The sequence below is a fragment of the Bradyrhizobium sp. NBAIM08 genome (assembly GCF_020193935.1).
GTDB classification, from domain to species: Bacteria; Pseudomonadota; Alphaproteobacteria; order Rhizobiales; family Xanthobacteraceae; genus Bradyrhizobium; species Bradyrhizobium yuanmingense.
The window spans coordinates 381,559-403,501 of the sequence record NZ_JADYVR010000005.1; the positions used below are offsets into that span (position 1 = coordinate 381,559).

Genomic DNA, 21,943 nt, shown 5'->3' on the forward strand with positions numbered 1-21,943 from the left:
CGGTTTGTCACGCAGTAGGCCACCATGGCTGACATCCCGGCCACTCACTATGTCAAAAGTGACGACGTCCATATTGCCTATCAGGTGATGGGCGACGGTCCGCGCGACCTGCTGTTCGTCCCAGGTTTTGTCTCCAATGTCGAAGCGCTCTGGCAATCGCCGGCACGCGCTTCCTTTTTCCGCAAGCTTGCAACGTTTGCGCGGGTCATCACGTTCGACAAGCGCGGCACCGGAATGTCCGATCGCGGTTCCCAGATCTTCACGCTTGAACAGCGGATGCACGACGTGCAGGCGGTGCTGGACCAGGTTGGTTCTCAGCGGGCCACCTTGTTTGGCGTGTCCGAGGGCGGTCCGATGTCGCTGCTCTATGCAGCTACGTATCCCGAACGCACGTCAGCTCTGGTGCTTTGTGGCACTTATGCGCGACGCTCGTGGGCCCCTGACTACGCATTCGCGTGGACCGATGCGCAGTGGAGCGCTTTCCTCGATGACATTGAGCACCATTGGGGTTCGGCAGATGCGATGAGTTTGCTGATGTGGGCGCCTAGCCTCGCTGGCAATAAGCAGGCACTTGAGCAAACCGCCGCCTACTTCAGGGCCTCGGCAAGCCCAGGCGCGGCATCGGCGATCATGCGCATGAACCGGGAGATCGATGTCAGGGACATCCTACCCGTGACGCGTGTGCCGACCTTGATTTTGCATCGCACCGATGAGCGCGTCATTGACGTGAAGCATGCGCGCTACATGGCGCAGCAGATTCCTTGCGCCAAACTGATTGAGCTCAGCGGTCAGGACCATATGGTCTGGGTTGGCGATCAGGATGCAATTATCAATGAGGTCGAAGAGTTCGTCACCGGGCATCGGCAAGCAGCGGAGCCGGACAGGGTGCTTGCAACTGTGCTGTTTGTCGACATTGCGGGATCGACGGAGCGCGCGGCCGCTCTCGGCGACGGCGCCTGGCGCGTGCTGCTGGATGCGTTCTATGCCAAAGCTCGGGGCGTGCTCGGCCAGTATCGCGGCCGCGAAGTCAATACCGCCGGCGACGGTTTCCTTGCCACGTTCGATGGCCCTGCGCGCGCTGTGCGTTGCGCAAGCGCAATCGGCGACGCGGTGCGCCCACTCGATCTGAAGGTCCGTTGCGGTTTGCATACCGGCGAGTGCGAATTCGTCGCTCACGATATTGTTGGCATTGCCGTGCATATTGGTGCACGTGTGGCCGCGCTAGCTGCCCCGGGTGAAGTTCTGGTCTCACAGACGGTTCGCGATCTCGTGGCAGGCTCTGGATTGACGTTTGAGGAGCGCGGCCGCCACATTCTCAAAGGCGTGCCCGACAAATGGCGTCTGTTCCGTGCGGTAACGACCTAGCACGTCTTCACCCGCCATGCGGTCAACGCACCGATGACCGCTTTTGGCCCACCGCTGACTTCGCCTCTTAGGCTCGCAGCGTCCGCTTCCGAGGGCTGAGGGGAAACCGTCGCCGGAGCCGCCGAGGGCAGCCTTTGCCCCAAAGCCGACCTGCCGCAATGGAATGAATGCAGACGACAAGGAGCTGCCCGAGCCAACACGGCCTTACTCGAACGTACCCGGCTAGGCTTTCCTGCCTGACGACGGATCACCGGTCGGACGTCAGCGACTGGGGTCCGGACGGAGTACATCAGTCCTGATTCAAGCCGGTCCGAGTGTCAGCGGTGGCGTCCGCTGGGCGTCGACTCGCCGGACAGCCGACCCTCACGTACCAAAGCCTCGCTTCGTACCCCGCTGTGCCTTGAAACCTTGCATCTCAAGCTGCAGAATTGCTAGGCACCCCAAAGGCTGACGATGGATGCCGCTGCGGCAGGAACAACGGGTTGAGCGGCACCTTGCCGCGATTTTTGCGGCGGACGTCGCGGGCTACTCGCGATTGGTAGGCCTGGACGAACTTGGCACCTTGAAAAGCCTCGCCAGCGCGCGTGAGGTCATGGACGCTCTCATTGAGGAGCATGGGGGCCGGATTGCCAACACTGCGGGTGACAGCGTCCTGGCGGAGTTCCCGAGCGCGGTCGATGCCGTTCAATGCGGCGTTGCGGTCCAGGGTCGACTGCTAGAAATGGGACGAGAGATCGCTCGAGACCGGCGTGTCCAGTTCCGGATCGGTATTCACGTGGGGGATGTCGTAGCGCGCGGGCGAGATCTGCTTGGAGATGGGGTCAATGTCGGCGCGCGGCTCCAAGAAGTCGCCGAGCCAGGGGGCGTGTGCATCTCGGGCGCCGTCTACGAGCAGGTCCACAAGGCGCTCCCATTCTCTTTCAAGAATCTGGGTCTTAAAAAACTCAAGAACATCGACCGAGCGGTCCAGGCCTACGCTGTTTCGAGCGAGAGCCTGGGCTCGGCGCGGACGGGCTTCGCCGACCCGACCGCGCACGATGGCGCGTCGCAGCGGGCGCGAAGCATTGCCCTTGCTGCGATCGCCGTCGCTTCCCTGGTGCTTGCGAGCGCGGGCGGAGCCGTGTGGTGGATGGGGGCCCAGCAGCGAGGCGGGGTGCAGAACGCGGGCGACAGCACCCCGGTGCGGTCCGACAAACCCTCAGTTGCCGTGCTGCCGTTCTCCAATCTCAGCGACGACAAAGCCCAAGAATACTTCTCGGATGGGATTACCGATGATGTGATCAACGAGCTTTCCAAAGTGGCCGGGCTCTTCGTCGTCGCCCGCAACTCCACCTTTACCTTCAAGAACACTGCCGTGGACGTGCGAAAGGCCGCTGCGGATCTCGGGGTCCGCTACGTGGTGGAAGGCAGCGTGCGCCGAGCCGCGGACCGGATTCGCATCAACGTTCGACTGGTCGATGCGGCGAGCGGCGGGCAGCTCTGGGCAGATCGCTACGAGGGCGCGATGGGAGATGTTTTCGGGCTGCAAGACGAAATCGCCGGCAAGATCACGCGAACATTGGCGGTTCAGTTGACATCCAAGGAGCAGGGGCAAATCGCCACCAAGCGCACCGAAAACCCGGTGGCCTACGACGAATTCCTGAAGGGTTGGAACAGGTACCTTCAGCAGAATCCGAAGGCCGCGCGCGAGGCGATCGGCCACTTCGAGCGAGCGATCGAAATCGAGCCGAATTACTCTCGTGCTTTTGCTGCGCTCGCGGCCACATACTGGCAGATTGCAAGGAGACAATGGCAGGAAGAGAGGTTCGGGCTAAGATCGGTGCACGATGCGCGCTTGAAGGCTGAAGAGTACATCACAAAAGCACAACAGTCTCCGATTTCCCTCAATCATCAGGTCGCTTCGGCCATTCTGTCTCAGCAAGGAATGCACGAGAAGGCGATCAAAGAGGGAGAGCGAGCAATCAGCATGGATCCCAACGACGCGAACGCCTACGTCGCGCTCGCTGGAGCGTTGAGCTTAGCCGGTCAGCCGGCCAAGGCTCTTGAGCTCGTCCTCCATGGCATGCGGCTCAATCCATTCTCCCCACCTTCTTACTTTTATGAACTCGGATTGGCCCAATTCGGGTTGGAGCAATTTCAAAGTGCAGCGGCAAGCTTGGAGCGGGCTATCGCTCTCAATTCAGACGACCGATGGGCTTATCGTGTGCTTCTCGCCGCCTACGGCCATTTGGGCCGGAAAGCGGACGCTGAACGGATCTTTTCGTTGGCCGAGAAGAATCGACAGGGACTAGACCCACTCTCTATTCGAGGAACTGCTTTCTGGTATCCCTTCAAGGATTCAGCGGATTGGGAACGCATGGCGACGGGCCTTAGACTCGCCAACGTGCCCGATTAGCGGCCTCAAAATCTCATTACCTGACCTGGGGCGACGTCCAAGACCTGGACACTAGTAGATCCTAAAGCCTTCTTGAATTCGGCCGGGGTTCGGTTCAGCACCGGAAAGGTGCCGTAGTGTATTGGTATCACCGCTTTCGGCTTGATCAGCTCCCGAACCGCGTAAGCGGCTTCGTCAGGCCCCATGGTGAAAAAGCCCCCGATGCACACCAGCGCGAGGTCCGGGTTGTGGAGCTCCCGAATGAGCGCCATGTCGCCAAAGGCGCTGGTGTCGCCCGTGTGGTAGACCTTGAAGCCGTTCTCCATCTCAATCACGTAGCCAACGGAAACTCCGGCCCCTCCGCCTTGCCGGATGGATGCTGACTGGTCAGGGTTCCTTATGCCGAGAATATTGTAGTCGAGCGACGAGCTGTGATCGGCCGGCACCATATGGATCTTGACGCCCCGGCCGAGCGGCTCGGCCATGCCGCCCCTATTCATGGCAATGACGTTGTTCTCTTCAAGGAGACCCAGCGCGACAAGATTTCGTCCGAACTCGTAATTGGCAAGAACCTTGGCGCCCGTCAGACGTGCCAGATCGAGGAGATCGGAAATATGATCCTGGTGGCCGTGCGTCACTAGGATCAGGTCCACTTTTCCAATCGCCTTCAAGTCCCGGTACTCAGGCGGCGTCTTCGGGTTTCTGGTGAGGAAGGGATCAATCACTATCACTTTGCCGGCGACACTAGTGATGCGGGTCGTTGCGTGCCCAAGCCAAAGCACTTCCACCGGTTGGGCTGCGGGATAGCCCGGGACGATCACGAGAAAGAAGCTCACAAAGAGAGCCCACTTGGCTTTCATTGGAAACTCCGAACAACCGCTTCTGCTTTCGTGATTACTCTATCACGGTATTCGACGGAGTCGCACGCGATCCGACTGAGAGCCCCGCGGAACTTGGAACCATGTTCAGACGATCTAATTGGAACGTTGTCCATCTCAGCTGAGGACCAGCAGCTGGTAAGCATCTTGATGAGGAGGGAGCCAAAAATGGACGACGAACGAAAATCATCAAAAGCGGGGAAACGGGCCGCTGAAGGCTTGCGCGAAGCAGCTTCCAAGGAGGAAGAAAAAACCGAGAGCAAGATGGGGCAGGATCTAGCTAAGGGCGCTGATCGTTTCGAAGAGCGCTCGAAAAGCTCTGATGGAAGAAGCGCAGGCGAGAAACAAAAAGACTGAATCCACCAGCAGACCCGTCCCGGCTTTCCGGCTTTCTGACAGAACGCACCCTCAAACGACTGCGCGGCGTTTACGCATAAGGCGATGATCTGCCTGCGCTGGCTATTCGTGCCAAGGAAAGGGGCGGCTCGCGCGTGAAGCGCGCTTATGACCCCACGGCAGACGTTAGGCTGTTCGCGTTGGCAAGTTGCTCAAGCGGCCGTGCTGCTGCCTAAAGCACGGCGACATCGCGAACGCAATCGGCGGACGCTTGCGCGAGCCGCGCTCAGCATTCGACCCTTCAAGGTGAAGTCTACCGTTGGCAGGTGCCACCGCGGCAATGCGACGAATAGTGCCTTCGGTACTCGGCTCCGGGACCGAACCGCAGCGCGAGCCAGTCCTGACGGAGGATGGTCTCACTAGGGGGCGGTCGCAGACAACAGCGTTGAGGGACATTGGTTCGCGTCAGCTTTGGCTCCGCAGCGATTTTCACGATGCACCAAAGCGCGATGCGATTAGGATGAATCGTCATCGCGCTTTAGGTTATTGTTTGAGTATGATCTTATCGGAAAACCGCTACGCACTTTTCCGGATCATGCTCTAACGCACAGAGGCGTCGAATGCCGTCACCCGTTCAAGGCTGTAACAGCGAAAGGAGGCGTTGTCGGTCCTGATCAAGAACACGCTGGGCTCTGCGCAATGTGTCCAACTCTATTTCAGCGGTAGCGGTATCCTTTCCTTCCCGCTTCAACTGAAGGATCGCTCTCTCTTGCTCTGCAAGGCGTCGTTCTCCTTCAACTACATCGCGCTCGACCTGCCTCAACGCATCATAGACGAAGGTCTTGTCCATCAGTGTGCTCAGCTGGCGCCGCCAATCTCTTCTTTTTCGATCAACCTCAGCTCCGTCTCAACGTTCCCGCTCGCCACCGCTTTTCGCCGAAGCCAATCTCATGCGCCGGGCAGATTAAAGCTGCTTGTGCCCGCAGAGCACTGCGCTGGCGCCGGGCTGGTTCCTTGTCTGGCGATTCTTCAGAGCCGCCTCATCGATCCAGGTACCGCTTGGTCCCTCGGTGCCATTGCGAGAGAGAGCAGCCGCACGCGCTCGTTGTCACGCATGCCAGCATTCGGTCATCGTCTTGGATCCAGTCAGGCCCCGAGGAGGCTTGCTTGCCGGCTGTCGCCAGCCACAGCTTGTGTCCCTCGCATGCTCGGGCAGATAGATAGCTCGCCGTAAAGAAACTAATTCCCCAGCGGACTGCATCGTTCAAGTCCTGGCGCAATTAAATATTAATATAATACGCCATTTTAAATGAATTAAATGCTGGACGAGATTTAAATTTGGATTAGAATGAGGGCCGCTTGGCGCCGGATGAACGCGTCAAGGACCTCCTAGAAGCGGCCCCATCATCCCGCCCTGTCGCCCCGTTCCAAGGATGTAAGGGCCGCTTCTAGGGCAAATTGTGAGGCAAATCATGCACCTGTCATTAGGTGATTTGTTTCTCATCTCCGCGGCAACGGCTACGCTCCTCATGATTGAGATCGGAGTCTTGATGATCGTGGGTCTGATCTGAGCCAGTGAAGAAGAGCGTAGGGACTGTTCTGAGGACCACCTACATATCACGTGTCGTTGTAAGCGTGTTCGGCCTCGATCGCGCGGAGCAGGGCGGCAAGGCTGGGATATTCCGCGCCATTGCGGACGTAGCAATTGACGTGCTCGGCATAGCGGGCCGATCCGTCGGGCTTGCCCTGCAAGTGAACAGCAGCACGGCACTGTTGGCGGAGCTCCGGCTCGTTGCTTTCCGGAAGGCATCCGGAACGGAGACGTTCCTATTATAAAGCGAGGAGATTTTCGTCGGGGGCGAGCAGCTTCACGTAAGTGCCGCTTTCGTGAAGCATCAGCTAGATTAGCCGTTCTCGACCGTATAAGGCGATGCTGGCGCCACACTCTGTGGCGCTGACCTTTCGTTGGTAAAAGTAGCACTCCGCTTGGCTCTGACGTAGATCGGCTCCGAGGCCGGACCGCAGCGCCGAGCCAGGCCTGACGCAGGACGGTTTCACCCAGAGGGCGATCGCAGAACAGCTACCGCCGGCGCGCCACCGCGACGCCAAACAGGAAGGCGACGAACAGGCTGGCAAGCGGTGCTTCGCGCGTGATCGCGGAAACCGTCGCGAGTGCCCCGCCGGGCTTGCGCGATTCCTCGACTGCGGAGGTGAGGCGATCGACCGCTGCGTGCAGGCCTCCGGCGACTTCACCAATGGTGCGGGAGACGTCCGCGGCCGTATCGATGGCACGCTCGGCCATGCCGGGCTGGGACGAGGATTGCGGTATCTCCGTGCTCAAGGACGCGACCTCCTGGCGTGATGATCGAAGCCGGCACCTTTGGCTATCCGCGCGAGCGCTCGTTTTGAACAGCGGGTCTTGGTGACCTTTGGCTATCCGCGACAGGCGCCGTGATTGACGGCGGGTGCCGGCCTTGGATGAGCAATTCAGCGCAGGGAATTTTGTTCCGGATGATATGCCGGCGGCTTGCGCGCTCCCCGGGAAACGACGGGTGCGAATCTCTGTTAGGCTGGGTGAACCTTGCTGACGTCAGGAGGCAGCCGTGACCGACCGGACCATGACGGATCGACCCCGGCGCATCGCCTTGCTCGGCGCTCCCATCGACATGGGGGCTTCGCAGCGCGGCACCTTGATGGGGCCTGCGGCGCTGCGCACCGCCGGCCTTGCCACATTGCTGGAAAGCCTCGATTTCGAGGTCGTCGATTATGGCGATCTGTCCATAGCCGAAGTCCGGGACCTCGCCGACCGGCCGCCCGAAAAGGCCAATCACTACCGCGAAATCCAGCGCTGGACGCGCGTCCTCAGCCGCAAAGGCTATGAGATCGCGACATCAGGTGCGCTGCCGATCTTTCTCGGCGGCGATCACACGTTGTCGATGGGGTCGGTCAATGCCATGGCGCGGCATTGGCAGGAGCGCGGCCGAGAACTGTTCGTGCTGTGGCTCGACGCCCATGCCGACTACAACACGCCGGAAACGACGATCACCGCGAACATGCATGGCATGTCGGCCGCGTTCCTGTGCGGCGAGCCCGGGCTCGACGGCCTGCTCGGCGACGATCCACGCGCTTCGATCGGCCCGGACAAGCTCGATCTGTTCGGCGCGCGTTCGATTGACAAGCTCGAAAAGGAGCTGATGCGCACGCGCCGGATCAGGGTCGTCGACATGCGCCAGATCGACGAGTTCGGCGTCGCCGTCCTGATCCGCCGTGTCATCGAACGGGTCAAGGCAAGCAATGGCGTGCTGCATGTCAGCTTCGACGTCGATTTCCTCGATCCTTCCGTGGCGCCGGGCGTCGGCACTACCGTGCCGGGTGGCGCCACGTATCGCGAGGCGCACCTGATCATGGAGCTGCTGCATGATTCCGGCGTGGTCGGATCGGTCGATATCGTCGAGCTCAATCCGTTCCTGGACGAACGCGGCCGGACCGCGCGCACGGCAGTCGAGCTGATCGGCAGCCTGTTCGGCCAGCAGATCACCGACCGGCCGACGCCGAGCAATGCCATCGCGCCGGGCGAATGATGGCCGCTGGTCTGCAAGCGAAAGGCCGCGCCCAGGTCGAGCGCGGCTCTCGTGGCGCCTGATCGGCTGCTCTCACCAATGGCGGTGGTGCCGATGCCAGTGGTGCCGAACGACCGGATAGGACCCACCGTAATAGGCGTAGGCGGGGCGCACGACGCGGCGATAGCGATAGCCGTAGGATACAGGCGCCGTGTAGTAAGTGGTGGTGTAGCCACCGCCCCATCGATAGGGTTCGTCGTATCCGTAGTCGTAGGCGTAGGGGCCGCCGTAGTAACCGGCACTGTAATAGCGGGGACCGCCATAGTAGCCATATCCGGGTCCCCAGCCGTAGGCGGAGGAGGCAAGGCCACCGATGACGGCGCCTGCGACCAGGCCGCCGGCGATGCCAGGTCCCCAACCTCGCCAATGGGCTTCGGCGGGAGACGTTGCTGCGATCGAGCTCAGGCCTAGAGCGCCGGCCATCAGGGCTGACATTGCAATCTTCTTCATCAACATACCTCTCACGTCGCATTGCCCCAGGGAATAACGGGAAGAATAAGCAATGGTTGCTGCTGGCCGGTGGCGAGAGCCAATGGGTGCTCGGCGTCGGGACGGCGTCACCGAGAATTCGGGGCTAGGACGGCGACGCCTGCAGTTCCCATCAGTTCGACCAAATGCCTCCAAGAGGTTCGGGACTGCCCCGAGCGGCGCGCGGCGCGCCGAGAAAGAATCCGATCAAATCGCCCCTGAATCATTAAATGGTCGAACACCGGGAAAAACCGGAAACTTTGGAGCGTGTCCTTAAGTTGGGACGCCACGAGTTCGGATTTCCGGAGAGCAGGCATGGACGACGACATGGTCTTGAAGAACGCCGCGGACACCGCCTGGACGGTGTACCGGGCGCGGCACCCCGAGGTCGCCGCGCACGACACAAGGCGCTGTCTGCTGGAACGCCATCTGCAGAGGAGGTGGGAAGAGCACCCAAGCGATACCGAAGAGCTCGCCTCTTTCGGGATAGCCTACCTGCACCGCCTTCCCAGGGATGAATGTTGACGTGCATGAAGATGCTCGTTGTCCGCGTGGCCCGCACGAGCACGAGGCCGAGTTGGACCCTGCTTGCGATTTCATGTCTCATCTCGGCGACCATCGTGACGGTTTTGCGCGTCGTGTGCGAGGGATAGAGCTTGCGCCCGGAGTGTCCGAGCCGGGAACTCCACCCAGCAACCCCGTCGCCTCGCGCGAGGCCACGACCGGCGCGGCATCGCCCAACGCTACGAGCCGCAACAGTAGGGGAACCGGAGGGGGCTCGACCGAATTAACCTGCGATAGGAAAATTGCGGACCCTTCGATGGCAAACGGTCGCTTCGCGTACTCCATGTCCAGAGCCCTGCGTCACCCCGGCGTGATGGCGTTGATCGTGGCGGGCGTGACGATTGCGGCCATGCTGATCGTCGACCACGGCCCGTGGAGCCGGGCCAAGACACAGCCGGCCCACGTCGCGATGTACGCGACCACGGGTGAAGCGGCACGGGCCGCTGGGGCCCTGGTGCTCCCGACCGATCCGAAATCGCCGATCGAGCCGCAGCGGCCGAAGACGTCTCCAACCGTCAATCCCGTGACGCCGTAAAGCGCGATGAATCGTCATCGCGCTTTAGGTTATCGTTTGAGCATGATCTTTTCGGAAAACCGCTAGACACTTTTCCGGATCATGCTTCAGCCTCTCAGCTCTTGCGGCCGTAGTTGAGGAGCCCGCCACTCGTCTTCGGCGGATGGGCCCGCAAGGCTTCCTCGTTCGGCTCGGTGCCCCAGCCGGGCCGGTTCGGGATGATGAGATGGCCGTTCTCGATCTCCGGCTCGTGCGTGAACAGCTCGCGATCCCAGGACAGACGATCGATGTCGATCTCCATGATGCGCAGGTTCGGCACCGCGACGCAGAAATGCGCGTTCATCATCGAGCAGAGATGGCCGTAGAAATTGTGCGGGGCGACGTTGACCTCGAAGGCTTCGGCCGCCGCGGCGATCTTCATCGACTGCCAGACGCCGTTCCAGGGCGTGTCGATGATCGCGACATCCATGGCCTGCGCGTGGAAGTAGGGCAGGAATTCACGCAAGGAGAGCAGCGTCTCGCAGGACGAGATCGGGTGCGGGCTCTGCTTGCGGATATAGCCGAGCGCTTCCGGATTGAAGCTGTCGATCTCGACCCAGAACATGTCGAGGTCGGCGATGGTGCGCAGGATCTTCAAGTAGCCTTCGGTCTTGGCGTTGAAGTTGCAGTCGAGCAGGATGTCGACGTCGGGGCCGGCGCCGTCGCGGATCGCTTCCAGATGCATGTGCAGGTCGCGCAGGATCTTGCGGTCGACGTTGATTTCGGGCGCGAAGGGCGAGCCGAATCCGGGACGCCAGCCGGTCGGCTTGCCCTCGTCATAGGAAAAGATGTTGGTCTTGAGCGCGGTGAACTTCTTCTCGCGCACCTCGCGCCCCATCGCCTTGACGCCGTCGAGAGTTTCGATCGCCGGCTTGTACCAGGACGGGTGGTTGATGCGCCACGTGGCGCAATGCGACCAGTAGACCCTGACGCGGTCGCGGATCTTGCCGCCGAGCAGCTCATAGCAGGGGACGCCGAGCGATTTCGCCTTGGCATCGAGCAGCGCATTCTCGATCGCCCCTAACGCCTGCGCCACCACGCCGCCGGCCGCAGGACGCGTCGCCGCGAACAATTCGGCAAAGATGCGCTCGTGCTGGAAGACGTTCTGCCCGATGACCCGCGCCGAGAGGCGCTGGATCGCGGCGCCGACGCCGGGCGAGCCAAAGCCTTCGTCGAATTCGCTCCAGCCGACGATGCCGTCCTCGGTCGTCAGCTTGACGAAATGATAGTTTCTCCAGCCGGCATCGCAGGCGAGGATCTCGAGGCTCGTTGCTTTTGAAGATTTGGTCATGTCGCTCCCTGTCGCCCGGCCGGGCTTTTCTTGTCGCCCGATCTTGAGCCGGGCCCGGACCGCATTGTTAAGCCAAGCGCGGGGCGGCGGGAAGATGCAGAGATGCGGCGCGGCAGCGCGTCCGAAGCAGGCCTTGCGTCAGCCGATCACCGACGAGCCGAGCAAAGCGAGAACGGCGAGCGCCATGACTGCGGTGCCGAGCCAGCCCAGCGCGATCAGCCAGGAGCGGGCCCTGAAGCGGCCCATGATGGTGCGGTTCGAGACGATCAGCATCATCATCGCCATGATGGGGACGGCGACGATGCCGTTGAGCACCGCGCTCCACACCAGCATGTTGATCGAGTCGATGCCGGTGAAGCCGAGGCCGAAGCCGATCAGGGTTGCCGCGGCGATGATGGTGTAGAAGCCGGCCGCCTCGTCCGGCTTGGCCTCCAGCGTGGCGCGCCAGCCGAAAATCTCGGCAACGCCATAGGCCGCCGAGCCCGCCAGCACGGGAATGGCGAGCAGGCCCGTGCCGATGATGCCGGTCGCGAACAGGGCGAAGGTGAAATCGCCGGCCAGCGGCCGCAGCGCTTCGGCCGCTTCCGTCGCCGAGCCGATATTGGTGATGCCGTTTGCGTGCAGGACCGATGCGGTGGTCAGGATGATGAAGAAGGCGATGCCGTTCGAGAGCAGCATGCCCGAGATGGTGTCCGTCTTGATGCGGTCGAGCTCGTGATCGCCGCCGCGCTTGAGCTGGCGAAGCGGCTTGTCGCGCTCGCCCTGGTTCATCTCCTCGACTTCCTGCGAGGCCTGCCAGAAGAACAGATAGGGGCTGATGGTGGTGCCGAGCACGGCGACCACCATCAGGAGATAATCGGCGCTGACATTCGGCTTCGGCCAGACTGCGGCGAGCAGCGCCGTGCTCCAGGGAATCTGCACCGTGAAGGCGGTCGCGACATAGGCGAACAGCGCCAGCGTGAGGAATTTCAGCACCGGCGAATAGCGGCGATAGGGCACGAACACCTGCAGCAGGGTCGAGCCGGCCGCGAAGCTCAGCGCGTGCTCGTGGTTGAGGCCGCCGATGACGAGCGAGAGCGCCTCGGCCATCGCGGCGATGTCGGCGGCGATGTTGAACGTGTTCGCGGCGACCAGCATGGAGACCAGCGCCAGCACCGCCCAGCGCGGCGCGACGCGCATGACGTTGGCGGCGAGCCCCTTGCCGGTGACGCGGCCGATCTGCGCGCTGACGAGCTGGATCGCGATCATGAACGGCGTGGTCAGAAACACGGTCCACAAGAGACCGAAGCCGAATTGGGCGCCGGCCTGCGAATAGGTGGCGATACCCGACGGGTCGTCGTCGGCAGCTCCAGTGATGAGGCCGGGGCCCAGCCGTTGCAACAGCGTCGGCGCGGATTTCGTCGGGGTGAGGGCGCTGTCGCTCATCAACGGGCTCGAACGGGTGCGGGACGTCGTCTTTAGCAAATGCGAATCGAATACCATAAGTTCCCGCTGCCGAAGCGGGCGGCTGATTTCCGAAAATGCTAAGTCGAGTTTGCTCCGTCGGGCAAAACAGGGCTATATTGCCATCATCGGCCTACCTGATGCTGACGAACATGCCCCAGGCCGCGGCCAGCGCCGCGCCGGTGAAGAGAACCACCGGGTTGTCGCAGAACGTGCCGCCATACCTGCACACGTCCGCGCCGAATTGGCCGAGCTCATGACGGCTGGCGGAATAGAACAGTCCCGACAGCACCAGCAATGCAGCGGCGACGTAATACATCGAAGGTCTCTCCGGCTTGTCCCGTCCAGGCGACATGTCCCAGCATGAGGCGAAGAGATTTCACTTCGGCCAATCCGCTTTGCGGCATTTGAGATAAAGTTTGACCCGTCGGGCAAAACACCGGCAAGATGGCACAATCGACCGTGCCGGCGTGATGACCGGTCGTCGACATCAAAAAGGCCCCGCACCGCGGGGCCTTTGTCGTGTCAGAGCTTACCGCCCTATCGCCGCGAGCCTACGCCGTAGAGTTCGCGCTCGCGGACGACATCCTCCGGCGACAATGGCGGGCTTGCGGCGTCGAAGTCGGTCCAGCCGGACTTCTGCCATGCGGCGCTGCGCTCCTGAAGGTTGACCGATCGCTCGTGCAGAAGCGCATCGAGGCGCGCGCGGTCCTGGTCCGGCACCCTCGCGGACACCAGCGTGCCGCCGCGGCGGACGCCCTCGGCATAACGCGATGCGTCTTCCCTGGAGACGCCGGCCTCGGTCAGGGCGCCGATGATTCCGCCGGTGGCCGCGCCGGCAGCCGCGCCGGCCGCCGTCGAGGCGAGCCATCCGGCCGCGACCACCGGACCAAGGCCCGGGATGGCAAGGAGGCCAAGACCTGCGAGCAGGCCGGCGGCGCCGCCGAGCCCGGCCCCGATGCCGGCACCCGTGCCGGCGCCTTCGGCGCGATCATCGGTGCCGTCGCGGTCACGATCGACCTTGCCGGAGCGTGAGCCGTACCAATTGTCCGAATTGTTGGCGACGAGGCTGATGTCGGAATGCGGCACGCCGGCGCTTTCGAGCCGGGTCACGGCCCGCTCGGCATCGGCGTAATTGTCGTACAGGCGAGAGATGGTCGTCGTCATGTCTGGATCTCCTGATGTCGCGGATGACTTGCGCGAGTTACTTGCGCGAATTACTTGGCGGGGTTGACGTTGCCCTGGAAGTCGACGCTGACGTCGGTCTTGGTGCCGGCCTTGTCGGCCTTGCCGCGCCAGACGCCCTCGTTGTCCTTCTGCAGGCCGGAGACGTTGGAATAGCCCGCGCCCTCGATCCGCGATTTCGCCTGTCCCTCGGTGAAGCTGTTGCGGCCCGCGACCGGTGCGTTGGAGTTGTTTTGGTCGGAGCTGTTCACGGCGTTGTTGCCCGGCCCGCTTTGCGCCGGCTGCGACTGAGCGCCCGCGGGCACCGAACCAAGCAGCAACAAGGTTGCGGCCAGAACTGTCAGATGTTTCATGTTGTTGTCTCCTGCAAGTGATTGTGCGGGCGACAACAAGTGAGAGTCGGATTGGTTGCTATTGGTTTGGATGAGTTTGCTGCGGCTCTTCGGTCGCGGCTCGTTGGTCACGACGACGAGCGAGTTGCCGCCGCGGCCGGACATGCGTCCGCCACCTGCTACTTTGAAGATTGCACAGACTCGGCCTGGCCCTTGGTGGGCTCCCACGGCGCCGGAAGGATCACGCGGATGGGGCGGGCTTCAGCGGCGCTTTGAACCACGGGTGCGGCCTGTTCCTTGACGGGCTCGGCCGGCGCTACGCTCATCAATGCAACCAGCAGCGCCAGGGAAGTTGTCATCAGCCGCACGTCCAGCATCGAAGCCTCCTGTTTGCGTGCTAACGCAATCCCCCGGAGTTGGTTCGGGGGCGATGGCCGGGAACAAGTGGCAATTTGTCGGGTTTGTAGAACACACGCCTGGAGGACCGGGCTGCTGGAGGAGGACACGATGAACATCAAAGCGATCATTGCTGCCGCCGTGCTGACGTCAGTTGCGGCTCCCGCGTTTGCGCAATCGTTCTACGTTGTGCAGGACGTCAAGACGAAGAAGTGCACCATCACCGAGTCGAAGCCGACGACCACGGAAACGACGGTCGTGAGCGGCGATACCGTGTACAAGACCAGGGCGGAAGCCGAGGCCGGCATGAAGACCGTCAAGGTCTGCACCTCGAACTGATGCACTGAGAGCGAAAGTCTCACCCGAGCCTGCGCTCGAGACAAAGCCCGCGCGGAGCGATCCGTCGCGGGCTTAATTTCTGCAAAGTTCATTAGTGTCGGTCCGCCACGCGCGGCCAGATAGGAACTTGGTCCGTCCCGGCCGATTGTCGCCAGCGCTATAAACGACGGGTGAGCCAGCTCCAGCCATGCAATCACGCTATCCCTTGTTGAAGAGGTGGACGGCGGACGAGCATGAGCGGCTGAAAGCGCTGGCCGAAGCCGGACGCCGCCCCGACGAGATTGCCGCAGAGCTCAACCGGAGCGAAGCCGCCGTGCGGGTGCGGGCCTGGCAGCACGGCATCGCGCTGCGCGGCGTGACGCAGAGGCGCGGCAAATAGCGCGTGCTGGGGGCGTGGACTCGTCGACACTCGGTCAGCGGGTCGGTGTCTGCTTCACGCTCAAGGCGGATTAGGACACCAAGCGAAAAACCCGGAGTGTGAGCGTCCGGGCCGATCGCAAGTAAGAATTACAAGTCCAATACAGGAGCTAAACCAAACCTCAACGGCCCTGTCTGTCCACTTTTGCACACTCGCGGCGAGCAACAAGTACAAGCTGCGTAAACAGCTCATGGACATCGCAATCGACCGTTGTTCGTGTGGTGCGCGTCTCGCAGGAACGACAGCGCAGCGTTTTCGTTGTGCTCGTCTTCTAGACAAGGAGGATAACGATCATGGACCGTGAACATGTGAAGGGCGCCGCTGACAAGGCAAAAGGCGCGATCAAGGAGGGGGCTGGCAAGCTTAGCGGGGACAAGGACCTCGAAGCCGAAGGCAAGATGGATAAGGCCAAGGGATCCGCCCACAACGTCGCTGGAGATGTGAAGGACGCAGCGCGGGACGCCTCTGACGCCCTCAAGAAATAGCCAAAAAAGGAAAGTCTGAAACTGGCCGCCTCAGGGCGGCTTTTCCTTTTCTGCCAAGCCCAGGGCGATGACGAAACACGCCTGAAACAGTGCTGAAACCAGATCGTCCTGAACTCGGCGCCCGCCGGGGCCGACCAACCAAGCGAAACGGAGAGACAATCATGATCCAGATCGGTTCGAAGGAAGAAGTCGCGCTGCTGCTGGCGCTGTTTGGCACCCACACTCAGCCGGCGCAGCGGCCGAAGCCGAAATCGCAGCAGAGGTGAGTGACGCCATGCCCGGTTTGGCCGAATGCCAGAGCCTGCTCAGGCTCCTGATCGCCAGGGGCGATCCCAAGGCCATCCCGCTTGCCAAGGGCGCCATCGACCAGTACCTCAACACCGCACCGTTAAGCATGCGCGGGCGGGGCCTGCGCGTGCTTCAACGCGATGCGCTGGACCAGCACGATGCCGCGGTCGGCGTGCAGCGCTCGTTCGCCGAGACGGTGGACGCCTATATCGAGCACAAGCTCGCGGAGGAGTGAGCCGGCGCGGCCCGATCGCGTGCCGCCCGGTGTTCCCGGAACCTGCTGATTTCCAAAGTGATTTTTTGCGGTTCTTTGCAACCTTCGCTCGCCCTCTGCGCTATAGGGGGCAGAGGATTACGGTCATGACGCGATATTACTTTGACCTTCGCGACGACAAGGGAATTGCGCTGGACGAGGAGGGACTGGAATTGTCCAGTGCGCGTGCGGTTCAGGCCGAGGCCGCCAAGTCCGTTGCCGACTTTGCGCGCGATGCGATGCTCGGCGCGCCGCCCACCGGCGACCGGCAGGAAATGGCGATCGAGGTGCGCGATGCGACGGGCCCGGTCATGCAGGTGAAGTTCAATTTCCAGATCGAAGATCTCAGGTCGCGCCCGCAGTCACGCGGTCATTGACGCGTCAGCGTCGGCCGGGACGGCTCGGGCAGGGGCGGGCAGAGCTGCTCGGAGTCCAGCACCGCGATCTTTCGGCCGAGCTGCCAGACCTCGACCTTGCCGAGCCGCGTGAACCGCTTCGCAAAATCGACCGCGGAGGAATCGGACGGGGCTTCGAACGCTTCGGCGGAGCGGAAGACGCCGTTCTCGCCGATGAGATAAGCGCGATATTGCATCATGTCGGCGCCCTCAGGCCGGGCGAGCGCAGCCAGGAATCGATCTGCATGGCGGTTTCGTCGCGGCGCGCCTGGCGCAGCAGCATGTCGCGCCGAGGGCCAGGGGCCAATTTGCGCGCTTCCTCGCGGCAGCGCTCCGCTTCGTCCGCGAGTCTCTCGCGCAAGGTGGTGGTCTGTTTGAATCGACGCCGCTTCTGCATCGGCGTGCTCCCTCGTTAGAGTAGGGCGGGAGCGCAACTGGCGTTCTCATCACCGATCGATGCCACGGGCCTTGCGGTGATGAATTTACCTTACGCCTCCGGCACAGCGGAGTCACATCATTTGATATGTTGCGCGGATTAATTTTCGCGAGAAGCTTGAGCGTGTTGAGCGGCTTACTCAATTTGCACCGCGCGAGTCCTAAAGTTCAATAGTGAACAGAGGCAACCTCTGTTAGTTGATGTTGCATCACCGGCCAAGGCTTTGTCCGTAGGCGTCGGTGGCTGAGAGACCGAGCGCGCTCCCGCCTGCAAAGCAAGGGGAGCACCGCGATGACCGTCTATCGGCCGTTGCCAGCCGACCGTGAGCAGACCGAATACATGCGCCGGATCGTGCGCGAATGCCGCGAGCTGTTGAAGCAGACGCCACCCGATACGTTTCTGGGACGTAGGACGCACGAGCCTTTCCAGCGCGAGGGCGACGCTACGCCGACCGAGGAGCGTTGACCGTCAACGCGATCGCGATGGTTGGCAGCAGGCCGGCCTGCAGGGTGCGGGTTTGCTCGGCGTCGTCGCAGATCGCGCGGGCGAACGCGCGTTGACGTGTCAGGGCGAGGCGAAGCCGTTCTGCTTAGAGGAGGGCGGCATCGGCGCGCGCCAACAGAGGATCGGCCATTGATCCGTGCATGGGCGGTGCAACGCGGTGGGGTGCCGGTTGTTCCTGGTGGTGCTCCCCGGGTGTGACTCTGGCGACAGCGCGCGGTATTTCTTGTTGCTGCGTGAACCCTTCTGTCTTGCGCTCACCCGGAGCGAGCGGAAAACGCCGATTGACATTGTTCCCTATTTGTTCTAAAGAGGTTTTCTGTTTCAACCTCTGGGCGAACAGCCGAAGTGTGACTCACACTGGAATTTTCTGCGGGGTCGTTGATGAGTAGCTCGCTTCTCTCTTTTGTCCTGTTGAGCAGACCGGTGACGCCTGACATGTCAGCAGTCGCCAAAGTTCTTCACGCCCGCCATCCGGAATTGGCAGCAGAGGCGCCGGACGATGACGAGCTGCAACCGGCTCAAGCGAATTCGCCGCTCATCCGCTGTGGCAACGAGCTTGTTGCGGTCATGTCGATGCCGGCGCCCATCCCGCAGGATCCGGGGCTTTGGGCGCGCGCTGCGCGAACTTGGCCCGAAAGCGAGGCTGTGGCAACGAACCATCAAGGCCACATCATCGTCTCGCTGCTCGGAAAATCTGAGCAGCCGCTGGTCGCCGCCCGCCTTACGACTGCAGTCATCGGTGCATTGATTGCCACCGTGCCGGAATGTTGCGGCGTGGTGTGGGCGGGCCGGGTGGCACAGCCGGCCGATCTATGGCTCGATGCGTCTCGCTGGTCGCTCGCACCGTATCCGGACTATCCCTTTAGACTATGGGTCGACATTCTTCCGTTCCGGTCAGGTGCGAAGATCGGAGCGATCACGATGGGCTTGTCCGCGTTTGTCGGCCGCGAGATCGAATTCGTGACCGGTAAGCTCGCGATTCCGGCGTTGTTCGACAAGGTGGCAGGACTTTCCGTGTATCTGATCGAGCACGGAAACGTGGTGAAGGACGGTGATACGATCGGAGCAAGTGCGAGCGAGCGGATTGCAGTGCGCTACAAGAACTCTGATGTTTTTGGAGGTCTGCCGGTGTTCTATTGTACGGATGAATTCGAGCACTAGTCTCCCAAACTTCTTGCACGTGTCGAATGGTAGTTGCACTGCTCGAAATCGCTTTGACACGTCGGGCAAAACACTGGCAGAATGGCATCATGGAGAAAGGCCGATCAAGCTCGCGGGAAGCCGCGGGCTTTATTGTTGCGCGCAAGCCTTGTTCCACGTGCAAGTCCATGGTGCGCAAAGAAATCGGCTTGAGAACTTCAAAGCTCTGAGAAGCGCCGTGGGCCGAGCGATAGGCAAGGGAGCGACAAACGATGCCCGAGTCAGGTATTGCAGCGCGAATGAAAAAGGCGTCAAAGCTATACAAGTTCGAACGGGATATTAGGGTTGGCACGTCGCCCGGTTGGAACATGGAAAATTTCGACGCCTTGGGCGTTGGCCCGGTGCTGTATTCACCACGAGGCAAGCGAAGCTTTCCTCCGCTCCTAGAAACGCCACGGCTGCTGATCGCCAGATCTCTCGGGCGGCCGCCGGCCGACTGGGAGCCATTTCACGACTTTTGGCTCGTGTCCGATCGAATGAAAAACGTTCTCGAGTCGGTGGACAGAGAGGGGGTTGCTTTTCTGAGATGCGAAACGCGGTCATTGAGAGGAGAAGCACCGGTATATTGGCTTTGCGATATCGTCCGTGAGCTCGATGTCATCGATGAGGAGAAGTCGAACTTCAAAGTCCTGTACGATGGGACTGATTTCAGGCAGTACGACGGTGCGGCGCTGGATTCCACGTTCGTCTTTCGCGAAGAGGTCATCGGTTCGGCTCATATCTTCCGAGCCCGCTTTTTGAACGAAGTTGTTTGTGATCAAGCAATGAAGGACGCTTGTAAGGCTGCCGGCCTGAAAGGTCTTAGATTTGGAAATCCCTACATCAATTGGGGTTAATCCCAGCCGTAGCGTTCTTGCACTGAGATGCCGTCGGAAGTCTCCCAAGACTCAATGATCTATCAACGCACCTGAAACCGCCCGCGTCCGAAGGTGCTTGCGCGTTGTTGGCGCGGGGGATTCCCCCGATCTACGTGATGTAGCCAAGCGCTCCGCTGTCCCGAAGCCTTCCGGCAGATGCCGACGTCGGCAACAGCTTCGTGCCACAACGTTTACCGGCACGTCGGACGATACAACCCGCAAATCCAGCGGCCGGCCTCCCCCGCTGCAGGCCATCCAAACAGCATTCAAACCAGAACGCCGGCTGCATTCAGGAGCAGCTCGGATGCCGGCGCACGGCAGGAGCCCGCAATTTCATGTTTCAAAATCACCACATTTTACTTCAGCATTTCGCCGACCACCCGGTCGTCCGCTTTTTACGTGGACGGTTCGAAGTTGACGCAACTCGAAATCGTATGAGTTTGCCCTCCGTACAATCGGCGGCAAGCGATCTGGGTGCGAGCCCTCATACTGGAGGCCATCTCGGGGCGTATCATCAGGGGTTCGGCGACTACCTTAAGACGGTAGAAGAATCTCCGAGGTACGCGGCGGCTCTCGCGGGTGACTCGCATGAGCTCGATGAGCTGGTGTCGGACGTAAACGCACTCGTGGCGGCCGCCAAGTACGCGCTGGCGAGCGGTCATCTATTTGCCAATACTCCCATGGGAATGACCACCGACAACGCAAATGCAGTGAACAAGCAATGGTTCGAGAACTGGAGAACATACGCCGCCGATCATCAGACGCAGATCCGGGAGATGCAGGAGACAGTGGACCAATTCCTCGCTGCCGGTCGCGCGGACGCGGCCTTGGACTTTCCGCTTCTCTCTCCAACCAGCGGTCTCAGCATGGCAGAGAGGATCGCCATCCTGAAGCGTTCGCCGAAAGGCTCTCCTATCTCGCTGCAATTTGCTAACGTTGGACCCGTCCCCGACCTTCCGGGCCTGGTGCCGCCCTTCGTCAATACGCGTTTGCCAGGTTTTATTCCGCCTTCGCTTGAGGAAATCAACGAACCGGAAGGATTTACTCCTAGCAATCCACTTATCACGTACGGGCTGCCGGGATTTCCGGCGACCAATCCTCAAGGCTTTGGACAACTACCTCCGACCACCGGGGTGGCCGAGGATCCTTTAGTGCTCAAGTATGATCCAGCAACCGGTTGGCCCCTTCCATTCTCCGAACGCTCACCGATATTGGACCCCGGCGCTCCGTCTCATGCAACGCCGCCGGCTGGCCTCTACATGGGAGCGGGACTTGCTGCGGCTGCGGTGTTAGCGCCACAATTCTTGCCTCTCTGGGCTCGGGTAGGGGTCGCTGGGCTAGCTGCTAGCGTACCGACGCTGGCAACTGCTGGGACTGGCGACGGAGGAGTGTTCTCCACCGGAGCGCCCGCATATGATCCATACAATCGCGACCAGACGAGCAGCTATGTTGGCGGCTTGAATGCGGGCCCTTGGTCGAACGAAGATGCCAAAACGATCGCAACGCCCTTGGCGATGGGGCACCGCGGAAATCAGGACGAGACCTCTGAGGGACCAACTGAGCAGCCGCAAGCGCTTCAATCAGGAGTCTCGCGCTTAAGCGCATCAGTCGCGCCCGAAGATGTCCGGCGTCTCGCCCGTGTGAATGAGACGAACGCGGGCAACGTGTTTATATCGGGCAGTGCGCCAGTCCCGTATCTGCCGTCTACCGCATTCGACGATCGGTATGGCAATTGGACTGTCCCGGCCGCTCGCGGCCAGCAGCCGCAACCCAGCAAGCCGATCGGCGTGTTTGCAGACGAGCCGAGTTATCTCATTCCTCCACAGATCTTCGGAGTGGACGGCTCCCTCCATCCGCGCGATGATGGCGAGGAATGGTTCTCGCGCTGGATACGGCCTTTGCTTCCGCCGCAATGACGTTTGTGTAGTGGAGCGAGAGTGGTCGTTTGACACGTCGGGCAAAA

General features: G+C 61.4%; 28 protein-coding genes. 15 read left to right on the forward strand and 13 right to left on the reverse strand.

The genetic code is table 11. From position 1 onward, the window contains the following. Nucleotides 1-24: 24 nt before the first annotated feature. The gene (locus I6F37_RS19795; protein WP_036046399.1) at nucleotides 25-1,365 is read left to right on the forward strand and encodes an adenylate/guanylate cyclase domain-containing protein; all 1,341 of its coding nucleotides are present in this window, start codon (nucleotides 25-27) and stop codon (nucleotides 1,363-1,365) included. 457 nt (nucleotides 1,366-1,822) lie between these two features. Beyond that, on the forward strand, nucleotides 1,823-3,760 hold the full coding sequence (locus tag I6F37_RS19800; protein WP_225152376.1) for an adenylate/guanylate cyclase domain-containing protein: 1,938 nt from the start codon (nucleotides 1,823-1,825) through the stop codon (nucleotides 3,758-3,760). Between the two features lie 5 nt (nucleotides 3,761-3,765). Here the strand turns inward: I6F37_RS19800 and I6F37_RS19805 are convergent, their stop codons facing one another. Then, nucleotides 3,766-4,599 carry a metal-dependent hydrolase gene (locus tag I6F37_RS19805; RefSeq protein WP_050992072.1) on the reverse strand — a complete coding sequence of 278 codons (834 nt, stop codon included), beginning with the start codon at nucleotides 4,597-4,599 and terminating at the stop codon, nucleotides 3,766-3,768. A 186-nt stretch (nucleotides 4,600-4,785) separates the two neighbouring features. Here I6F37_RS19805 and I6F37_RS19810 point away from each other — a divergent pair, with 186 nt between their 5' ends. Continuing rightward, nucleotides 4,786-4,974 (forward strand): hypothetical protein, encoded by a 189-nt coding sequence (locus tag I6F37_RS19810; protein WP_225130304.1) that lies wholly within the window; start codon nucleotides 4,786-4,788, stop codon nucleotides 4,972-4,974. A gap of 613 nt (nucleotides 4,975-5,587) precedes the next feature. Here I6F37_RS19810 and I6F37_RS19815 read toward each other — a convergent pair. From I6F37_RS19815 to I6F37_RS19820, 3 genes are all read right to left on the reverse strand, one after another. Beyond that, nucleotides 5,588-5,803 (reverse strand): hypothetical protein, encoded by a 216-nt coding sequence (locus I6F37_RS19815; RefSeq protein ID WP_036028847.1) that lies wholly within the window; start codon nucleotides 5,801-5,803, stop codon nucleotides 5,588-5,590. A gap of 767 nt (nucleotides 5,804-6,570) precedes the next feature. Continuing rightward, nucleotides 6,571-6,705: a hypothetical protein gene (locus tag I6F37_RS45565; protein WP_276573782.1), complete on the reverse strand. Its 135-nt coding sequence runs from the start codon at nucleotides 6,703-6,705 to the stop codon at nucleotides 6,571-6,573. Between the two features lie 328 nt (nucleotides 6,706-7,033). Then, nucleotides 7,034-7,294 (reverse strand): hypothetical protein, encoded by a 261-nt coding sequence (locus tag I6F37_RS19820; RefSeq protein ID WP_036007657.1) that lies wholly within the window; start codon nucleotides 7,292-7,294, stop codon nucleotides 7,034-7,036. Between the two features lie 262 nt (nucleotides 7,295-7,556). On the opposite strand from I6F37_RS19820, the gene rocF reads away from it, so the two are divergent. Further along, nucleotides 7,557-8,534, forward strand: a complete 978-nt coding sequence (gene rocF, locus I6F37_RS19825; RefSeq protein ID WP_036028853.1) for an arginase — start codon at nucleotides 7,557-7,559, stop codon at nucleotides 8,532-8,534. Between the two features lie 72 nt (nucleotides 8,535-8,606). Here the strand turns inward: rocF and I6F37_RS19830 are convergent, their stop codons facing one another. Next, nucleotides 8,607-9,023, reverse strand: a complete 417-nt coding sequence (locus tag I6F37_RS19830) for a hypothetical protein (protein WP_036007763.1) — start codon at nucleotides 9,021-9,023, stop codon at nucleotides 8,607-8,609. A 333-nt stretch (nucleotides 9,024-9,356) separates the two neighbouring features. Between I6F37_RS19830 and I6F37_RS19835 the strand changes: the two genes are divergently transcribed. After that, the gene (locus I6F37_RS19835; RefSeq protein WP_036007651.1) at nucleotides 9,357-9,566 is read left to right on the forward strand and encodes a hypothetical protein; all 210 of its coding nucleotides are present in this window, start codon (nucleotides 9,357-9,359) and stop codon (nucleotides 9,564-9,566) included. A gap of 295 nt (nucleotides 9,567-9,861) precedes the next feature. Continuing rightward, nucleotides 9,862-10,140 (forward strand): hypothetical protein, encoded by a 279-nt coding sequence (locus I6F37_RS19840; RefSeq protein ID WP_036007648.1) that lies wholly within the window; start codon nucleotides 9,862-9,864, stop codon nucleotides 10,138-10,140. A 94-nt stretch (nucleotides 10,141-10,234) separates the two neighbouring features. On the opposite strand, the gene I6F37_RS19845 is transcribed toward I6F37_RS19840, so the two are convergent. The 6 genes from I6F37_RS19845 to I6F37_RS19870 all read right to left on the reverse strand — a co-directional run bounded on the left by I6F37_RS19845 (nucleotide 10,235) and on the right by I6F37_RS19870 (nucleotide 14,786). Next, nucleotides 10,235-11,449, reverse strand: a complete 1,215-nt coding sequence (locus I6F37_RS19845) for a mandelate racemase/muconate lactonizing enzyme family protein (protein WP_225152378.1) — start codon at nucleotides 11,447-11,449, stop codon at nucleotides 10,235-10,237. A gap of 138 nt (nucleotides 11,450-11,587) precedes the next feature. After that, a complete protein-coding gene (locus tag I6F37_RS19850) occupies nucleotides 11,588-12,874 on the reverse strand; it encodes an NRAMP family divalent metal transporter (protein WP_225152380.1) in 1,287 nt (428 codons plus the stop codon). A gap of 151 nt (nucleotides 12,875-13,025) precedes the next feature. Next, nucleotides 13,026-13,211, reverse strand: a complete 186-nt coding sequence (locus tag I6F37_RS19855) for a hypothetical protein (protein WP_036007759.1) — start codon at nucleotides 13,209-13,211, stop codon at nucleotides 13,026-13,028. Nucleotides 13,212-13,432: 221 nt separating this feature from the next. Then, nucleotides 13,433-14,059: a hypothetical protein gene (locus tag I6F37_RS19860; protein WP_036028865.1), complete on the reverse strand. Its 627-nt coding sequence runs from the start codon at nucleotides 14,057-14,059 to the stop codon at nucleotides 13,433-13,435. 50 nt (nucleotides 14,060-14,109) lie between these two features. Further along, on the reverse strand, nucleotides 14,110-14,430 hold the full coding sequence (locus tag I6F37_RS19865) for a hypothetical protein (RefSeq protein WP_225133188.1): 321 nt from the start codon (nucleotides 14,428-14,430) through the stop codon (nucleotides 14,110-14,112). Nucleotides 14,431-14,588: 158 nt separating this feature from the next. Next, nucleotides 14,589-14,786, reverse strand: coding sequence for a hypothetical protein (locus I6F37_RS19870; RefSeq protein ID WP_225152382.1), 198 nt, complete (start codon nucleotides 14,784-14,786; stop codon nucleotides 14,589-14,591). Nucleotides 14,787-14,916: 130 nt separating this feature from the next. Here I6F37_RS19870 and I6F37_RS19875 point away from each other — a divergent pair, with 130 nt between their 5' ends. The 5 genes from I6F37_RS19875 to I6F37_RS19895 all read left to right on the forward strand — a co-directional run bounded on the left by I6F37_RS19875 (nucleotide 14,917) and on the right by I6F37_RS19895 (nucleotide 16,965). Then, nucleotides 14,917-15,144: a hypothetical protein gene (locus tag I6F37_RS19875; protein WP_225133186.1), complete on the forward strand. Its 228-nt coding sequence runs from the start codon at nucleotides 14,917-14,919 to the stop codon at nucleotides 15,142-15,144. Between the two features lie 187 nt (nucleotides 15,145-15,331). Beyond that, on the forward strand, nucleotides 15,332-15,523 hold the full coding sequence (locus I6F37_RS19880; RefSeq protein WP_036007637.1) for a Myb-like DNA-binding domain-containing protein: 192 nt from the start codon (nucleotides 15,332-15,334) through the stop codon (nucleotides 15,521-15,523). A gap of 332 nt (nucleotides 15,524-15,855) precedes the next feature. Further along, nucleotides 15,856-16,047 carry a CsbD family protein gene (locus tag I6F37_RS19885; RefSeq protein ID WP_225111968.1) on the forward strand — a complete coding sequence of 64 codons (192 nt, stop codon included), beginning with the start codon at nucleotides 15,856-15,858 and terminating at the stop codon, nucleotides 16,045-16,047. Nucleotides 16,048-16,321: 274 nt separating this feature from the next. Beyond that, the gene (locus I6F37_RS19890; protein WP_225111967.1) at nucleotides 16,322-16,570 is read left to right on the forward strand and encodes a hypothetical protein; all 249 of its coding nucleotides are present in this window, start codon (nucleotides 16,322-16,324) and stop codon (nucleotides 16,568-16,570) included. 125 nt (nucleotides 16,571-16,695) lie between these two features. Next, nucleotides 16,696-16,965 (forward strand): hypothetical protein, encoded by a 270-nt coding sequence (locus tag I6F37_RS19895; RefSeq protein ID WP_225111966.1) that lies wholly within the window; start codon nucleotides 16,696-16,698, stop codon nucleotides 16,963-16,965. On the opposite strand, the gene I6F37_RS19900 is transcribed toward I6F37_RS19895, so the two are convergent. Then, nucleotides 16,959-17,183 carry a hypothetical protein gene (locus I6F37_RS19900; RefSeq protein ID WP_036043971.1) on the reverse strand — a complete coding sequence of 75 codons (225 nt, stop codon included), beginning with the start codon at nucleotides 17,181-17,183 and terminating at the stop codon, nucleotides 16,959-16,961. The two genes, I6F37_RS19895 and I6F37_RS19900, sit on opposite strands and share 7 nt — an antisense overlap. Beyond that, nucleotides 17,180-17,380, reverse strand: coding sequence for a hypothetical protein (locus I6F37_RS19905; RefSeq protein ID WP_036007627.1), 201 nt, complete (start codon nucleotides 17,378-17,380; stop codon nucleotides 17,180-17,182). Before I6F37_RS19905 ends, I6F37_RS19900 begins: the two co-directional genes overlap by 4 nt. A gap of 330 nt (nucleotides 17,381-17,710) precedes the next feature. Between I6F37_RS19905 and I6F37_RS19910 the strand changes: the two genes are divergently transcribed. The 4 genes from I6F37_RS19910 (at nucleotide 17,711) to I6F37_RS19925 (ending at nucleotide 21,896) form a co-directional block, all read left to right on the forward strand. Further along, nucleotides 17,711-17,884 carry a hypothetical protein gene (locus I6F37_RS19910; RefSeq protein ID WP_225152383.1) on the forward strand — a complete coding sequence of 58 codons (174 nt, stop codon included), beginning with the start codon at nucleotides 17,711-17,713 and terminating at the stop codon, nucleotides 17,882-17,884. Between the two features lie 474 nt (nucleotides 17,885-18,358). Then, the gene (locus I6F37_RS19915) at nucleotides 18,359-19,084 is read left to right on the forward strand and encodes a DUF4261 domain-containing protein (RefSeq protein ID WP_225152385.1); all 726 of its coding nucleotides are present in this window, start codon (nucleotides 18,359-18,361) and stop codon (nucleotides 19,082-19,084) included. 251 nt (nucleotides 19,085-19,335) lie between these two features. Further along, nucleotides 19,336-19,959, forward strand: coding sequence for a DUF1629 domain-containing protein (locus tag I6F37_RS19920; RefSeq protein ID WP_225152387.1), 624 nt, complete (start codon nucleotides 19,336-19,338; stop codon nucleotides 19,957-19,959). Nucleotides 19,960-20,315: 356 nt separating this feature from the next. After that, nucleotides 20,316-21,896, forward strand: coding sequence for a hypothetical protein (locus I6F37_RS19925; protein ID WP_225152388.1), 1,581 nt, complete (start codon nucleotides 20,316-20,318; stop codon nucleotides 21,894-21,896). Nucleotides 21,897-21,943 lie beyond the last annotated feature (47 nt).

Bases quoted from the DNA above. Each gene is read 5' to 3' on its own strand.
- I6F37_RS19795 (WP_036046399.1), top strand. From the start codon at position 25: ATGGCTGACATCCCGGCCACTCACTATGTCAAAAGTGACGACGTCCAT.
- I6F37_RS19800 (WP_225152376.1), top strand. From the start codon at position 1,823: ATGCCGCTGCGGCAGGAACAACGGGTTGAGCGGCACCTTGCCGCGATT.
- I6F37_RS19805 (WP_050992072.1), bottom strand. From the start codon at position 4,599: ATGAAAGCCAAGTGGGCTCTCTTTGTGAGCTTCTTTCTCGTGATCGTC.
- I6F37_RS19810 (WP_225130304.1), top strand. From the start codon at position 4,786: ATGGACGACGAACGAAAATCATCAAAAGCGGGGAAACGGGCCGCTGAA.
- I6F37_RS19815 (WP_036028847.1), bottom strand. From the start codon at position 5,803: ATGGACAAGACCTTCGTCTATGATGCGTTGAGGCAGGTCGAGCGCGAT.
- I6F37_RS19830 (WP_036007763.1), bottom strand. From the start codon at position 9,023: ATGAAGAAGATTGCAATGTCAGCCCTGATGGCCGGCGCTCTAGGCCTG.
- I6F37_RS19835 (WP_036007651.1), top strand. From the start codon at position 9,357: ATGGACGACGACATGGTCTTGAAGAACGCCGCGGACACCGCCTGGACG.
- I6F37_RS19840 (WP_036007648.1), top strand. From the start codon at position 9,862: ATGGCAAACGGTCGCTTCGCGTACTCCATGTCCAGAGCCCTGCGTCAC.
- I6F37_RS19845 (WP_225152378.1), bottom strand. From the start codon at position 11,449: ATGACCAAATCTTCAAAAGCAACGAGCCTCGAGATCCTCGCCTGCGAT.
- I6F37_RS19850 (WP_225152380.1), bottom strand. From the start codon at position 12,874: ATGAGCGACAGCGCCCTCACCCCGACGAAATCCGCGCCGACGCTGTTG.
- I6F37_RS19855 (WP_036007759.1), bottom strand. From the start codon at position 13,211: ATGTATTACGTCGCCGCTGCATTGCTGGTGCTGTCGGGACTGTTCTAT.
- I6F37_RS19860 (WP_036028865.1), bottom strand. From the start codon at position 14,059: ATGACGACGACCATCTCTCGCCTGTACGACAATTACGCCGATGCCGAG.
- I6F37_RS19865 (WP_225133188.1), bottom strand. From the start codon at position 14,430: ATGAAACATCTGACAGTTCTGGCCGCAACCTTGTTGCTGCTTGGTTCG.
- I6F37_RS19870 (WP_225152382.1), bottom strand. From the start codon at position 14,786: ATGCTGGACGTGCGGCTGATGACAACTTCCCTGGCGCTGCTGGTTGCA.
- I6F37_RS19875 (WP_225133186.1), top strand. From the start codon at position 14,917: ATGAACATCAAAGCGATCATTGCTGCCGCCGTGCTGACGTCAGTTGCG.
- I6F37_RS19880 (WP_036007637.1), top strand. From the start codon at position 15,332: ATGCAATCACGCTATCCCTTGTTGAAGAGGTGGACGGCGGACGAGCAT.
- I6F37_RS19885 (WP_225111968.1), top strand. From the start codon at position 15,856: ATGGACCGTGAACATGTGAAGGGCGCCGCTGACAAGGCAAAAGGCGCG.
- I6F37_RS19890 (WP_225111967.1), top strand. From the start codon at position 16,322: ATGCCCGGTTTGGCCGAATGCCAGAGCCTGCTCAGGCTCCTGATCGCC.
- I6F37_RS19895 (WP_225111966.1), top strand. From the start codon at position 16,696: ATGACGCGATATTACTTTGACCTTCGCGACGACAAGGGAATTGCGCTG.
- I6F37_RS19900 (WP_036043971.1), bottom strand. From the start codon at position 17,183: ATGATGCAATATCGCGCTTATCTCATCGGCGAGAACGGCGTCTTCCGC.
- I6F37_RS19905 (WP_036007627.1), bottom strand. From the start codon at position 17,380: ATGCAGAAGCGGCGTCGATTCAAACAGACCACCACCTTGCGCGAGAGA.
- I6F37_RS19910 (WP_225152383.1), top strand. From the start codon at position 17,711: ATGACCGTCTATCGGCCGTTGCCAGCCGACCGTGAGCAGACCGAATAC.
- I6F37_RS19915 (WP_225152385.1), top strand. From the start codon at position 18,359: ATGTCAGCAGTCGCCAAAGTTCTTCACGCCCGCCATCCGGAATTGGCA.
- I6F37_RS19920 (WP_225152387.1), top strand. From the start codon at position 19,336: ATGCCCGAGTCAGGTATTGCAGCGCGAATGAAAAAGGCGTCAAAGCTA.
- I6F37_RS19925 (WP_225152388.1), top strand. From the start codon at position 20,316: ATGTTTCAAAATCACCACATTTTACTTCAGCATTTCGCCGACCACCCG.